This window comes from Candidatus Enterococcus wittei (assembly GCF_002140175.1).
GTDB lineage: Bacteria > Bacillota > Bacilli > Lactobacillales > Enterococcaceae > Enterococcus_B > Enterococcus_B wittei.
In genome coordinates this window covers 734,475-749,228 of the sequence record NZ_NGMO01000002.1, presented here as the reverse complement: position 1 = coordinate 749,228, position 14,754 = coordinate 734,475, and the positions used below count along the sequence as shown (strand labels likewise).

Sequence of the window (14,754 nt, the reverse complement as noted above, 5' to 3'; positions counted from 1 at the left end):
TTATGAATACCTATAAAATTAGTTGGATTTTAGCTGGATAAATTAGCAGATTCATCCTTCAAACTGGCAATAAACTCTTGGATCATCCAACGATAACTATCCTCAGGCGCGACATCCGGTTCTTTTGTAAAATAACCTAAAAATCGCAAAGAAAGATACCCATGGATAATACTTCTAAGCTCGCGACAACGATGGATTTTTTCTTCTTTCGATAAAGAAAAAGAATCAAGTATCTGGAAAATGATCTGATTTGTTTCCTGTATTCCTTCTAACAAAATCGCTTCTTTTGTCTGGGGGATACTGATCAACAATGGATAGACTGCTTGGTTTTCCAAAGCGAAGGATTCGTACGTTTGTGCATAGATTTGAATCGCTTCCCCTTTACTTTTCCCAACTAAGTTATGCCACAACTGTTCATTTAATTCCCGCAAGAGTTTAGCAGTCAATGCTGTCTTAACTTCACGTATATTTTTGAAATAGTTATAAAGAGAAGGTGACTTGATTGCCAGAGCTTTTGCTAAATGTTGGAAAGTAATCTGTTGTACATCCATCTCTTCTGCCAATCCTCGAAAGCAATCGATGATTTTTTCTCGGGACAATGTCCTTTTCTTCATTTTTTGTTTCCCCTTTTATGGATGGTCTTTCTTCTAACCAGTTTACCATGAAAAACTATTATAAAAAAGGTTGGCTATTGATAAACTACAGATTGTAGTTTATCATAACTAGTTGTTGATGGAAATTTTCAGAAAGAAGGCTTTCATATGGGTTCTAAAATAAAAGAATCGCTAGTCAAAAAAAGAGAAACCTGGGAAAAAAACTTAGTTGTTTTGTGGTTTGGTACGTTTATGGCAGGAATTGGGTTTAGTTTAGTCATGCCTTTCATGTCGCTTTACATAGATACCTTAGGAAATTATAGTACTTCGCAATTGAATTTTTGGAGTGGTTTGACTTTTTCTTCTACCTTTTTCGTCACAACCTTGATTTCTCCTTGGTGGGGGAAACTCGCAGATCAAAAAGGACGAAAATTGATGCTTTTACGTGCTTCACTTGGAATGGCCATCGTGATTTCATTGATGGGGCTAGTCACAAGTGTGTATCAATTAGTAGCATTGCGATTATTACAAGGTATCTTTTCTGGTTACATTAGCAATGCAACTGCTTTAGTTGCAACTGGAACGCCTAGAGAAAAAAGTGGTCAAGTCTTAGGTACTCTAGCTACTGGATCTGTTACGGGAACTTTGCTTGGTCCATTACTTGGTGGTCTGTCTGCTTCGGCATTTGGCTATCGCTTCACTTTTTTCATCACTGGAACTATTTTATTTCTTGTCTTCTTGTTAAGTCTCTTCTTTGTTCATGAAACATTTGTTCCAGTAGAAAAAGAGCAGATGGTTTCTGCAAAACAAATATTCAGTGAGTTAAAATATCCCCATGTTGTCATTGGCATGTTTATCACCACGATGATCATCCAAGCATCAAATAATTCCATTAGCCCGATCATCAGTTTATATATCCGCCAATTGCTACACGACCATGGCAATGTGACACTGATCAGCGGTATCATTGCTTCGATACCAGGTATTGCCACATTGATCGCCGCTCCTCGTTTTGGGCGTCTGGGGGATAAAATTGGTAGTGAGCGTATTCTAGCCATCGGCTTAGGATTTGCCCTGATCGTCTATATTCCAATGGCTTTCGTGACGAACGTATGGCAACTGGCTGTCCTTCGTTTTTTGATTGGGATCTCTGATGCGTGCTTACTACCAGCCGTTCAAGCACTGATCACTAAATATTCCCCTACTCAGGCAGCTGGCAGGATCTTCAGCTATAATCAATCTTTCCAAGCTACTGGGAATGTCGTAGGTCCTTTGATCGGCTCAAGTGTTTCAAGTGTTTTTGGGTATCGTGGCGTATTTTTATCTACTTCATTACTCGTATTCATCAATTTTTTACTTGTCCGTCGCAATACTCAAACACTTCATCAACGAGAAGAACACCCTTCAAAAACCTATGCAGCCACACACAAGTAAAAAAGAGGCTGGGACAGAAGCGTTTAACTCCGAGAAATAAGAAGGAATTCACGAAAATTGCTTTTCAAATTTTTGTGAATTTCGGCTTATTTCCGAAGAAGTTGCTTCTGCTCCCGCCGTTTATATGTATTTAAAGCGTGAAACAAAAGTAAATAACGCTTTTATCCCACGCTCAAATCAAAAAAGGCAGAGAATCTCGAATGAAGAAAACTTCGAGTTTCTCTGCCTTTTATATTATTTAGGAAGAACATCTAGTAGTTCACGAAAAGTTCGTATCTGCTTTGATGTCAGCTTTCTGTCCTCTTACTTACAACAGTTTCTCTTGAACACCCTTAGTACAAACGATTCTTTATCCTATACATATTGTAAGACTTTTGTTTCTTGATAGGCGTGATCGATCAAACCGCCGCCTAGACATTCCATGCCATCGTAAAAGACAACTGCTTGCCCAGGTGTGATTGCCCGAACTGGTTCGTCAAAAATGACTTCTGCACGATTATTTTCTAATAAACGAACAGTAACCGGCACATCTTGCTGACGGTAACGGAATTTTGCTGTACACTTAAATTCTTTTGGCATTCCTTCATTGGTTGTAAAATGGATTTCACTCGCATCAAGACTTGTTGCATACAATGCAGGATGATGGAACCCTTGCCCTACATATAACGTATTGGTTGCTAGATCTTTTCCTACAACAAACCATGGTTCTTGGGAGTCTCCCCCCCCACCGATACCTAGACCTTGACGTTGTCCAATCGTGTAGTACATCAAACCAGCATGTTGACCTTTGACTTCTCCATCAAGCGTCACCATATTTCCTTTTTTCGCTGGTAAATAATTACTTAAAAACTGTTTGAAATTCTTTTCGCCGATAAAACAAATACCAGTCGAATCTTTTTTCTTTGCAGTGGCTAAACCAGCTCGTTCCGCAATCGCACGTACTTCAGACTTTTCCATGCCACCTAGCGGAAACATCGTCTTAGATAGTTGTTCTTGTGAAAGCTGGCTTAAGAAATAAGTTTGATCTTTATTGTTGTCCACTCCACGCAACATATGTGAAACGCCATTTTCATCACGGACAACTTGGGCATAGTGGCCTGTTGCCACATACTCTGCGCCTAGATCCAACGCATAATCTAAGAAAGCTTTAAATTTAATTTCTTTGTTACACATCACATCTGGATTAGGGGTCCGCCCTGCACGATATTCCGCTAAGAAATATTCAAATACACGATCCCAATATTCCTTTTCAAAATTGACAGAATAATAAGGAATACCGATTTGTGAAGCTACTTTCGCAACATCCTTATAATCTTCAGTGGCCGTACATACGCCATTTTCGTCAGTATCATCCCAGTTTTTCATAAAGATCCCGACGACATCATAACCTTGTTCCTTTAACAAAAGTGCTGTTACAGATGAGTCGACTCCGCCGCTCATCCCAACGACAACGCGTATTTTACTGTTGTCTGTCATGGTATCACCATCATTTCAATTAGATTCTGAAACATCTACGAGTTGAAGGTCGCAACTTTTCAGTATTTTACATTATACGTCATTTTTTTGAAATTTCCACCCCTAATCCACTCAAATCCTCACATTCAATCTTTAACGGATAAATAAATCCCTTGCCACCCATTTTTTGAAAACTATGGAACGATTGATACTTGCTCTTTCTTTCAAAAAAACAAGCGATTATTCTATGTAATGAAAAGTGAATCCACAGCAAAAAATATCCTCTCTTATTTTTATAACAATCCTACTACAAAATCGGTATGTTCCCTCACGATCTGGCTGATCAACTGAAAAAAATCCTTTATAAATTTAGCCAATGACTAAGAACGTTCCATAAAAAATTAATAAGGGTAGCAAATACATAATTCACTCCAAACAGTAGCCATTTCATATAACTATTCTCAAGTTTTGTACAAAAATAAAGTCCAACTAGACCAGGGATAAATACTAAAAACAATAATGCAATCCCATTTCCTCCCCCTAACAATAAAGCACCAGCCAGAAAGATCGTCGATAGACACATACTAATCATCACAGGTAAATACTTTGATAATTTCTTCATTCCTGATTCATTCCTTTCTATTCCCAATTTTTTGATATGTCATCAAAGGAATACCATGAACGTTGCTAGAAATTGCGCACCATACATCATCACAAAATTGAGGCCAAGCACCGTCTTTTTTATCCAATTAGACGCCATCATTGAGGCAAAAGCTAGACTCACGCCATTACATACCCAAGAGAGAGTAACAAAAATGGCTAATATTAAATCCCCTGTAAAAAACTCATTGTATAACCTCAGTTTATTGGTGAACATTGGGGAAAACAAAAATAATATACTTGCCACTGTTAATAAAACAGCAATAATCGTATAGGTTTTATTGTTTAAAGAAATCAAGTTAAAACACTCCTTTCCATTAATATAAGTTAACTAAATTTTTTTTATCAAAGACAAATGCCAATCAAAATTCTATCAAACCCTCCATACAATCATCATGAGGAGCTGTTGGGTCAATATAGAAGTAGAGCCAAGTTGTTCATGTAACAGTTCAAGCTCGTGCACTCTATTGATGGCTATTTATAAAATGTATTTCCCCCTTTCAATTTGTTTCGATCTGAATCTCCCTTACTAACTATATCACCACAAAACACACCACAACCACAACAAAAAACGTTATTTTATATATACCCTGTCTCTTATACACATCTAGATGTGTATAAGAGACAGGACTTTAATTGATTGCATATTTTTCACGCTCCTTTTAATCTTTTATCACATAAATTATAACATGTTATAACGGAAATTACCAACAATGCTGAAGTGCACGATACAATATTGATTTTGATACATAAGTAATTACACAAATTTTTTTCACAGTCATTTATTTCGCCACTATCATATAATTGGAGTGCATGCCGCAAACCTTCATGTGTTTATGCATACCGTGTGAGTCGTCCTGTGAACTTACATAAATTTCATTCTTCATTTTTCTGCTGCCTCATCTCATTTGTAATTCCATATTTCATCCTGTATCTTCTAAATATTCTACGATTAATCTGTCTCTTATACACATCTACGCAGAAACAACTTTTGATCAAACATTAGAGGGATATTATAATTTTTTCTCAGATGAATACGCTTCCTTCAATCAATCTTTTGAAGAATTCTCAACTATCTATTACAATAATATACCTGATCCAGATGACAAGCAGTTACGAGAATACGCCATTTCAGTTAATAAAATTTATTCGAAAGAAGAAGGAGAAAGATTGGCCCGAATTCTACCATTATGGTCCTTTAACATTGGAAATAATTTTGGAAATATTACTTTTGAAAAAAAGCCGGAATACGGTACTTATGATCTATTAAACTCCGTAAAACCTAGAGATATCATTCCCTTAGAACCGCTGGCAGTGTCCCCGAGGACTTCTCTATTAAAAGTCTAGTTTCATTTGTTTAGATTGGAAAATACGTCCTACAAGTATCTCTTTTTTCTCATGGTCGATCCGATAAAATAAAGCATAGCTTTTGCCGATCACAATTCGATAAGTTGGGGTATCCATACCGTATATTTTGGAAACTTCCTCATACATTTTCGGGAACGTCTTAGTAAGCTCCAGCGCCTTTTGAATAGCTCCCACAAATCTTTTTATACTGGCTGGAGAAAGAGCAAGCTCATTTTCCCACTCATCTATTAAATTCGATAAACTTTGCTGGAAACTTTTGGAATAAACTAGATTGTACTCTTCCATTTAACTCCAACCATACTTTCCAAAAGTTTTTCTCATTTCAGCTTCTGTGACAGTCAAGCCTTTTTCAAAGTCTTGGAAACTTTCCTCTATTAGCTTTTTATCATGCTCCTTGGCTGTTTGAGTGATGTCTAAAATAAAAAGGTTTCCTTCCTTTTCTGCTTGAAGAGTATCCCCGTTTTTCAATCCTAGCTCTTTTGGCAAAATAATCCCTACGCTGTTTCCAATCTTCCGGACTTTAATTGATTGCATATTTTTCACGCTCCTTTTAATCTTTTATCACATAAATTATAACATGTTATAACGGAAATTACCAACAATGCTGAAGTGCACGATACAATATTGATTTTGATACATAAGTAATTACACAAATTTTTTTCACAGTCATTTATTTCGCCACTATCATATAATTGGAGTGCATGCCGCAAACCTTCATGTGTTTATGCATACCGTGTGAGTCGTCCTGTGAACTTACATAAATTTCATTCTTCATTTTTCTGCTGCCTCATCTCATTTGTAATTCCATATTTCATCCTGTATCTTCTAAATATTCTACGATTAATACCCATTTGTTGTTCTACTTCTTTATCTGTAGCTGTCACTTTTCTTTTTAAATGGCAATATTTTTTATAAATAAATGACAATCTAGAAAAATTAAACGATTATGACATTAAAAATATATTTTATGAATTTTCTAGTATATAACTTGATTCATCTGTTAAGATTTATTCAGAAAACGCTTTCTGCACTTGGATTTCGAGGTGATAGACAATGAAAAATAAGTTTATTTTATCTTTAGGTATTTTAACTATTGGAGTTAGTGTAACTGGAACTACAATCCCTACATTTGCTGATAGTGTAAATGAACCAACTACTGTAGTAGATAATAACCAAGAATTAACTCCTTTAGATAAGGACGGAATAGCAATTGGTAACCCAACTAACGACTTAACTGTTACTGAAAATTATTTAACAGTTTCTCCATTACTTACTCGAGCAGCTTCTAAAACGATACGAGTGACAGGAACGATGATTTTTGATAAAGTTGGTTGGCCTTCTAGACCTCCTAAATCACGGAATTGGAAAGAAAAAAGAAATGGTTATTGGTACTATGGGAAATTGTATTTACAAAATTATAAATCAGCTGGAAATAATTGGATTGCGACTTATTCAGGAATCTTAACTAGAAAGTAGGTGTTTTTTATGCCAGAATTTGTGAATACACCAAATTTTTATCAAGATAGCGATATTCTAAGTAAAATTAATTTACCGAAAGAAGAATCAGCTTTACAAGTTCAGCGAACTTTACAGGAGACACAAAAAATTCAAAAAGCAATTTCTAATCTAGAAGATTCTGAAGAAAAAAGAAAAAAAAGAGACCAAAAAACATATCAAAAAGAAAAATAATGATTGTATAAAAAGGGCTCTTCGACAAGTAGTGTTGGTGAGTTCAAATTGAAAGAATTTCATCGAGAATCAATCGAAGCGTATTTCTGCTTCGATTGATTCTTTTTTGTTTTGGATAATATAAAATCCCAAAGACACACTTTAAAAATATAAAACTCCTGACTCATCAAGAGTTTTAAGTGTAAAGTGCTAGTTTGTGCGTGTTTATTATGAATATACTATAAGATAAAGGTTGCATCAGATTCTATTAAAACTGGAATCTGATATCAATTGCGTTCTTTGCTAGCTTATATCCCTTCTCATCCACGCCAGAAAATATTTCTAGCGGAGATATATTTTATCGCTTGCCATCTTCATATTCATAAAAATCTTGATTGGTAAATAAGTTGTACGCTAAAGCAACCAGTCGCTACTCGCCTCCAGATAAAGATCCATTGAACTACTTTTCACTATTAATACTTTTTTGATCAAAAATCATTTTACATAGATTAAACTTAAATTTCCGCATCATGAAAAGGCAATAAACATTACCTTACCAATATTTTTTTGAATGACCTACTCGAATTGATATTGTGGAGTTGCTTCTTGTCGATTGTGTGTTCGTTTCTTCGATACATTTTGACGAAGTTTATTTCTTTTTTCAATACTCCTAGTGACAAGATCCGAGAAACTTAGAGTCGATGGAGCTGGTGTTGGGCTCGTTACTCCTTGTTCTTTTATAATGAATTCAGTTGTACTGTTGTTACTTTTTGTCATACTAGTCGTTATAAGGTCTGAGACTTCCTTTTTCAACCTATCTTTTGCTCTGTATTTTAGATTTTTTAAAGACTCCGTGTGTCCTGTCATTCTTTTTTCTTCCGTTATTTCTTTACTTGGGATATCTGTACTCACATTATCCGTTACTTTTGTTGTGTCCTGTTCTTTCATTTGGTTTAATTGAAGATTTACCTCTAAATTTGAATTTCTAAACAGATAAGCCATTGCCGTATAGAGGAACAGAAATTTCAATTTCATTTTTTGGTTATCTGTACTTCTTGGGACACGAACGATTTCATTAACCCCTCTTCCTTCGATAATGTCTCTTAAAATCAATGCAGATAATTCTGCATCTGTCAATAAAAAATTATAAAACAATACATCATCTTCACTCATTCCCCTTATAACCTCAGACTTGGATAAGTTAGGTAAATTCAATTCTTTAGCTAAATGATCCACAAAGATACTGAAAGGTTGAGAATCTAAATTTACTATGTTTGTTAATTCTTCATAAATCAGTGTTATTGCTTGTGCTGCAGTCGTTTCCGTCCCTCTTAGGGGAAAATATTGAACTGCCAGATCTTTTGTATGTGAAACAAGATGTGTCCCTTCATGAATTAATACTCGTGATGGTCTTGCTGTTAGCTCATAATCTGGAAGTTTTTGAGGATCCAAATGATGACTATCTGCATAAATAATGACTCGACATTCTCCATCAGCGACAAGAACCTCTGCTTTCGGAATAGTTAGATCACCTGTTGATACATAAACATTTGACCCCTCTTTCTTAACGAATGAATCACCCCAAACGAGCAAAATATTCTCATAGTCCCATTCCTTTGATTGCTTATAGAAGTCTTTGAGTTTTTTCAATCTATGCAAAAATTTTTTAATCGTTTCTGTTATGAGGAGTTCTTGGCTAGGAGTCTCATCTATTGAAAGTAATTTTGTTAAATATTTCCCTACATTAGATTGGGAAAGAGTTTTATCAAACTTAACTAGTTCAACCGCTTTGTCAAGTTCAAATTGTGCATGCTCGGCTTTTGCCATAGCTTCTTTAAGCTCAGCTTTTGCAATCGCTTGGTCAAGCGTAGATTCTGCCAGCTGGACTTTTGCCACAGCATCGTCAACCACAGCTTGTGCCACAGCGTTGTCAACCTCAGCGTTTACCACAGCTTTGGTATGCTCTGCTTTTGCAGTAGTTTTGTCAAGCAATAATTTTTCAAATATGGCTATTCCGGAATCTGCAAACTCCATTAATTGTTCAAGATTATACTTTATATCTTGAACAAACGGCTTGAGAAAATCTGGCACTTTATCAGGCTTAACCCCCGCCATTGTTTTAAAGGTAGAATTGGGCGGAAAGTTCCGTTTAATTACTTTCAAAATACTCTGTCTTACTTCCTCGTCACTAGGATAATATTTATTAGGCAAATCTGAAACAAATTCAGTTAACGGTGCAAGTCGAACGTTAGGATCTTCTATTCTTAGAACTACATCTTCACAAAGCTCTGCTTCTCTAAGTTTACTCCATAAATCACGTTTTCCTGCGGATTTGGGAATATCATTAATTACCACTTGACCAACCTCTGTACTTGAAGTACCAGATGTCTCTCCTTGCAATACTTTTGATGTCCCTGAGGTGCCCGGTGCCTCTCCTTGCGATACTTTTGATGCCCCTGAGGTGCCCGACGTCTCTCCCTGAGACACTCTTGATGTCCCTGAGATGCCCGGTGTCTCTTCTTGTGATACTTTTGATGTCCCTGAGGTGGTATCCTGTTTTTTTAGTTTTCTTTTATGCTGTAAAACCTCTAACTTAGGGGATTTTTCTTTCTTATTTGTCTTTTCGATTGCCTCCACCTTCGTTCTTTCCAAATCTGTCTCAAAACGAAACTTGCCTTTTTTTTCATCAAATCTTAAGATGGTCATTGGTTCATTGTCATCCTTTTTCACTAAATGATACCGATTGTCTTTTTTATCCAGTGCGATCAATGGAATGTAATGATCATTGATCTTAATATGGGATCTGCCTGACTCCTCCCACATCAATCCTTTTACAGCTGGCGCAGAAAGATCACTTGGATTTTTTCGTGTTTCAAACTTGTCCAATTCCCTAGCGATTTTTTCCTCTACGGATTTTGATATGAAAGGAGAAGTCGGTGCTTCAAAATACCATTCTACCCCGTTAAAATTTACTGGGAAGCTCTTACTAAGATGAGGGTCATAAACATCCAATCGGAACCCATGTTCCTTGATGATTGTCATAGACACTTCAATCAGTTTCCCCTTCATTCGAATAAAACGCTTCGTTTCTTCTCCTTTTTTTTCGACAGTTGTGATCTCCCCTGTGCCATAGGCTTGAGGATTTGAATTAATTTCCACGACAAAGACCTGATCTTTATCCAGCTTCACCTCCAAGAGGTTGATCAAGTTTAGTTGTTCGGTCGTAAATGTGGCGGGTCTATAGGGTTCTAAGCGAGTGCCTCTTTTCATAAATAAGTCGCCAAATACTTCCGCTGTTTCCAGATTCGTCACTCGCATATACAGATGATCATTCACTTTTTTCACCGGCACTTCCAAGCCCTTCCACTCGAGCATCTCAATTGATTTTTTTAGCGCTTCTTGCGCCTTCTCCAGTTTTTCGACTCTTTCTAACAAGTCTTTGATTTTCCTACCTACGTGTAATTCATTTTTGAACTTCACTAATTTCCGAACAATCAAACGCCCTCCGCCTATGAGTGGCTCAAACCCTGGATCAAGATTCTGTGCAAAAGTCAGCACAAGTCTTCTGATTTCAGTCATAGTGGGGAGGAAACTTTTACTGCTTCTGATCACATTGCGAATTCCCCCTCGGGCAAAGGCTCTAGCCACACCTAATGCGAATTTCATATTGAGGGAGGTAATCTGACCGAATACTGGAATCATAAGTAAGGCATCAATCGTACACGAAACAACTGCTTCTTCCGTGTCTTGGTTAATGATCCCTGTCACACAATCATAAAAAGGAATAAAATGTTTAGCGACCTCCCACATTTTTTGAACAGCTGCTTTGTCGTCTCCAGATTCGTAGAGTTGGTCATACAGTGTATCACTATGTTTACGACTAAGTACTTCAATGAATGGCGCTGTCTCAATCCCATGGGATAATTTTTTATTCCGATTCACATGAGTAGAAAACGTAAAAAGTTTATCCCCGATCCGAATCTCATTTCCTTCTTTCTTGTACCCATTTTTCCAACGGTTTTTCTGATCAAACAATCCAAATTTGAGGTATAACAGAGGATCTTGGTTGACACGATAAAAACGATAGCCCCCTTCGCTATCCAACTGTTTCAACGCATACCACCGTTCTTCCTTTCCGTTGACGGCCACAAACAGATCCGTTTTGTTTAGATTAAGAGTCGTGGTCTTTTTTTTCCTCACGGAAAGTAAGAAATGGATAGCCGGAGACCCACTTGTGACCGGCATCTCCTCTATATAGTCACTTTCATTTTTCAACTCGGCATTCGCTTCATATAGATGAGTTCCTTCTGAGAAAATAAACGCTCGTTCCTCTTTTTCGAAGGCGTTTAGTGCAAACTCTACCAATTTCTTATCCAGTGGCAAATACGCCTCTGCTACATTTTTCGTCAACTTAGTATACCTAGCTTCTAATTTTGTTGGAAGCCAGTCAATGTCTGGACAAGGATCCGCTGCACCTATAAGATAATTTTGTTTGATCACATCCAAAGAAGTGAGAGACCCTTTGTCGCGACATGTCTGTGCTAAAGCTGTAGCTAATGCTTCTTTTCGACGCCATTTAAGAAAGGCTTTTTGATAAGCTTTATACAAACGGTCAAGAATTTCTTGATTTTCGATAATCTTATAATAGCCTTCTTTTTGGTAGCCTATAAATGTGCTGATGGCTACTTCTTTATAGGTTTCCGTAGCCAATGCCTCTCGTAACAGATTTGGTTCTAGTTGAGCGACCGCAAGTAAAGAAGGCATTAGAAGATGGCGGAATTCTTCATAGGTGGTGATTCCTTTTTCAAGGATGGTTTCCCAGAAATGTTGCCCCATCAACCGGCTATCTTCTGAACTAAACGACTCAAGATAGCCTCCCTCTTTTAAAATTTTCGCCCCTGTTAGCTGCATCAAGGAAGCATAATCAGAAATCAACAAATCATCCGCTAAGCCACTACTATCTAAAAAGTAGTTGGGTAACTCTTGTTGGAGCAAAAAGTTCCATAATTTATTAAAGCGACTCTTGTGCTTTTGAGAAAGAGTAGGAATGTCTAGCTGAATCAAGCCTTCTTTCTCCAAGTTTTTAACTGTAAATAAATCTCTCAATCGCCCTATGGTAAATTGATCCACATCAGAAGCTGACACCAGTGTTTTGACTATGTAGGTTTCAACTGAACTTCCTAATATCGTTTCAAAGGCCCATTTCATGACCGTTAATTCGGCATCTTTATTTGAGATCTTCTCTCCGTTTTTTCCATCATTGAGTTTCAATGCTTTCAGGATTACTTTCGCCACAGGTTGAAGTTTTTCATAATCAAAGCTCAATTGGTCGTTTTCTTCTTTTGTGATCCGTTTTCCCATAGCGATCAATAGTTCTTCTTTGGTTGATTGATCCGAGAGTAATTTCTTCTGTTGAAAAAAGGCTTCCACTTGTTTACGCACATTGGGATCCCCCCATTGAATCCCATCCGTTTCGACGATGTTGTTTTTTTGTTTGTCTACACTTGTTGATTGAGGGGTACTTGCTGGTTGAGAGCTACTCGTTGTTGATGGTGTACTTGTTCCTTCTGGTTGTTTTGTCGTTTCTGCAACAAGCGCTAAAGCTACAGGTTGGTTGTCTTTGATTGTTTCATAGACCCATGATCCGACTGTTAGACTTGCTTGTTCCTCTGAAATCACTGCCTCTTCCCCCATTTCTAGGATAAGTTTTGCAAGTTGTTTGACTTTCACCATATCTAACGTTGGTGGCGTTGCATCTTCAAGAAGGACCCACTCACCGATTGTCTCTATTAGATCTTTGGCATTAGATTCTTGACAGGCAATTCCATTTTCCATGAAAAAATTAACCAGCTTTTTACGGATGTTCTCTTTTTGTTCCCTGTTCCACGTTGGAAGAGGAATTTCCTGTTCTTCCTGAACCACTGCCTTGGTTGGATCATCCTTATTTTCACGCAAAAACGCTTGGATCTTTTGATTAATCTCTTGAGTGATATCGATTTCTCCAGCTTGCGTCACATTTAACTCAGTAGCTTCACTAGGAGTTGTCGTCACGTGGATCGGGTTGTTTTCGACAGTTGTTTCAATGCCAACAGGAATCGGCCTAGCTTCAGCACCTAAGTGTGGGAAGACATTAAAATTAAAATATTGGATATATCCATCCACTCTTTCAATAATATCTACTGCCATATCCCAGAACTGTGCCAAAAAACTCTCTTCTTCAGGGTTCGATACAGCTGCCGCTTCTGGAGGGGGTTCCTGATGGTTGCTCACTTGCTTTTCATTCTTCGCTTCTTTTTTCGAAGTCTTAGTTGGGAGCGAATGGTCCATAGGATGAATATTCACTGGAACTTGTCGATTCTTTTCCGATTGAGGTATCGGTATCGGGGGAATTGGTTCGCCATAATTCACCGAAAAGGCTTGCAAGAACCAATCCACAATATGCGAAAATAGCGTTCCCTCGCTTCCCCCTTCTTGTTTTTGGGTATAAGACGTATGTTCATGTTGGGAAAAGAACTGGTAAAACTGCTCGGTTAACCCATTCCAAAACGTTCCTGTCACTTGATTATGTACATTGGTTGGCTCATCCTCTGTGGCATTTTGTTTGTTTTCATAAGCAGCTTGAAAGGCTTTACTTAGTTTTTGAGCCGCTTCTTCTGCAGAAAAATGAACTGGATTATTCATGTGCTGAGAAGAAAGGGTCGCATGCTCACTTTCTTGTTTCATTCCTTGCTCATTTTGCGCATTCGATCGACCAACCGCATCCTGACAAATCGTTGTCAATCTCGTTTGTTCCACACTTACTCCTGCGATGATATAGGTATTCACCTGATCGGTCCTTCTCGTGGCGTAACATTTTAAAGCTTGATAGATCTCATGCGCGCTCTGGTGAACAGAAAAACTCAATTCATGCGTGATCTTCGCGACATCGATGTCTTGTTGCATGGCTGTGGTTGTGGTTGTCGTTGTCTGATTATAGAAGGGCTGATTGCCAAAAAAAGGACTGGTACTGACAAACGGTAAGGCAATCGACGTTGACTGTTGAGGCATGGTCGTATTCAAGGACTGGATACGCGCCGGGTTAATGGTGGAAGTGGAAACAAAGGAATGAATTCTTGTCTGATTCCCATCTCTTCTCACATCAATCCGGGTAGTGACTTCAAAAGCAGGAGAATTTTTTTCAACAACCGGATGTTGTTCGGGAGGATCTGATAAGTGAAGGTTTTGCAAAATACTCAATAGCTGAACTAATCCAGTAAATGTCCATACACCATTGCGTGTTGCCGTTAGACCATTATGATTGGCCATATAGGTTAAAACCTTTTGATCCGTTCCTGACGGATGTTCATCATTCCGTTTGTTGTTGTTATTTCCAATTTTTTCTCTATAAGCATCTTGTGGTAACTTGGGCATCTTTGGCACTCCTTTATTTAAATTAATGATATAGATGGTTTATTCGTATGTAGTCAACAAAAAACACCTCCTAATCTCCCCTTTTTTATAGAATATAATACAAACTTGTAAAGATACACTAAAAAAATAAAACTCCTGACTTATCAAGAGTTTTAAACTTTTTTGA

At 37.5% G+C, this 14,754-nt stretch carries 10 protein-coding genes and 1 pseudogene; 3 read left to right on the top strand and 8 right to left on the bottom strand.

Annotated features, from left to right (window positions below):
* Positions 1-29: 29 nt before the first annotated feature.
* On the bottom strand, positions 30-614 hold the full coding sequence (locus tag A5844_RS07605; protein WP_086284598.1) for a TetR/AcrR family transcriptional regulator: 585 nt from the start codon (positions 612-614) through the stop codon (positions 30-32).
* Positions 615-761: 147 nt separating this feature from the next.
* Here A5844_RS07605 and A5844_RS07600 point away from each other — a divergent pair, with 147 nt between their 5' ends.
* Positions 762-2,027 carry a multidrug efflux MFS transporter gene (locus A5844_RS07600; protein WP_086284597.1) on the top strand — a complete coding sequence of 422 codons (1,266 nt, stop codon included), beginning with the start codon at positions 762-764 and terminating at the stop codon, positions 2,025-2,027.
* Positions 2,028-2,381: 354 nt separating this feature from the next.
* Here the strand turns inward: A5844_RS07600 and mnmA are convergent, their stop codons facing one another.
* The 6 genes and pseudogenes from mnmA to A5844_RS14635 all read right to left on the bottom strand — a co-directional run.
* Positions 2,382-3,503, bottom strand: coding sequence for a tRNA 2-thiouridine(34) synthase MnmA (mnmA, locus tag A5844_RS07595; RefSeq protein ID WP_086284596.1), 1,122 nt, complete (start codon positions 3,501-3,503; stop codon positions 2,382-2,384).
* A gap of 340 nt (positions 3,504-3,843) precedes the next feature.
* Complete coding sequence (locus A5844_RS07590) at positions 3,844-4,104, bottom strand: hypothetical protein (RefSeq protein ID WP_086284595.1); 261 nt, start codon at positions 4,102-4,104, stop codon at positions 3,844-3,846.
* Between the two features lie 42 nt (positions 4,105-4,146).
* The gene (locus A5844_RS07585) at positions 4,147-4,440 is read right to left on the bottom strand and encodes a hypothetical protein (RefSeq protein ID WP_086284594.1); all 294 of its coding nucleotides are present in this window, start codon (positions 4,438-4,440) and stop codon (positions 4,147-4,149) included.
* Between the two features lie 1,037 nt (positions 4,441-5,477).
* A complete protein-coding gene (locus A5844_RS07580; protein WP_086284593.1) occupies positions 5,478-5,795 on the bottom strand; it encodes a type II toxin-antitoxin system RelE/ParE family toxin in 318 nt (105 codons plus the stop codon).
* Positions 5,796-6,044 (bottom strand): AbrB/MazE/SpoVT family DNA-binding domain-containing protein, encoded by a 249-nt coding sequence (locus A5844_RS07575; protein WP_086284592.1) that lies wholly within the window; start codon positions 6,042-6,044, stop codon positions 5,796-5,798.
* Positions 6,045-6,274: 230 nt separating this feature from the next.
* Positions 6,275-6,388: pseudogene (locus tag A5844_RS14635) on the bottom strand (recombinase family protein); the annotation flags it as partial.
* A 175-nt stretch (positions 6,389-6,563) separates the two neighbouring features.
* Here A5844_RS14635 and A5844_RS07565 point away from each other — a divergent pair.
* Positions 6,564-6,986, top strand: coding sequence for a hypothetical protein (locus tag A5844_RS07565; RefSeq protein ID WP_086284591.1), 423 nt, complete (start codon positions 6,564-6,566; stop codon positions 6,984-6,986).
* Between the two features lie 9 nt (positions 6,987-6,995).
* Complete coding sequence (locus tag A5844_RS07560) at positions 6,996-7,199, top strand: hypothetical protein (protein ID WP_086284590.1); 204 nt, start codon at positions 6,996-6,998, stop codon at positions 7,197-7,199.
* 555 nt (positions 7,200-7,754) lie between these two features.
* On the opposite strand, the gene A5844_RS07550 is transcribed toward A5844_RS07560, so the two are convergent.
* Positions 7,755-14,588 carry a hypothetical protein gene (locus tag A5844_RS07550; protein ID WP_086284589.1) on the bottom strand — a complete coding sequence of 2,278 codons (6,834 nt, stop codon included), beginning with the start codon at positions 14,586-14,588 and terminating at the stop codon, positions 7,755-7,757.
* Positions 14,589-14,754 lie beyond the last annotated feature (166 nt).

Bases quoted from the DNA above. Each gene is read 5' to 3' on its own strand.
- A5844_RS07575 (WP_086284592.1), bottom strand. From the start codon at position 6,044: ATGCAATCAATTAAAGTCCGGAAGATTGGAAACAGCGTAGGGATTATT.
- mnmA (WP_086284596.1), bottom strand. From the start codon at position 3,503: ATGACAGACAACAGTAAAATACGCGTTGTCGTTGGGATGAGCGGCGGA.
- A5844_RS07600 (WP_086284597.1), top strand. From the start codon at position 762: ATGGGTTCTAAAATAAAAGAATCGCTAGTCAAAAAAAGAGAAACCTGG.
- A5844_RS07565 (WP_086284591.1), top strand. From the start codon at position 6,564: ATGAAAAATAAGTTTATTTTATCTTTAGGTATTTTAACTATTGGAGTT.
- A5844_RS07550 (WP_086284589.1), bottom strand. From the start codon at position 14,588: ATGCCCAAGTTACCACAAGATGCTTATAGAGAAAAAATTGGAAATAAC.
- A5844_RS07590 (WP_086284595.1), bottom strand. From the start codon at position 4,104: ATGAAGAAATTATCAAAGTATTTACCTGTGATGATTAGTATGTGTCTA.
- A5844_RS07580 (WP_086284593.1), bottom strand. From the start codon at position 5,795: ATGGAAGAGTACAATCTAGTTTATTCCAAAAGTTTCCAGCAAAGTTTA.
- A5844_RS07560 (WP_086284590.1), top strand. From the start codon at position 6,996: ATGCCAGAATTTGTGAATACACCAAATTTTTATCAAGATAGCGATATT.
- A5844_RS07605 (WP_086284598.1), bottom strand. From the start codon at position 614: ATGAAGAAAAGGACATTGTCCCGAGAAAAAATCATCGATTGCTTTCGA.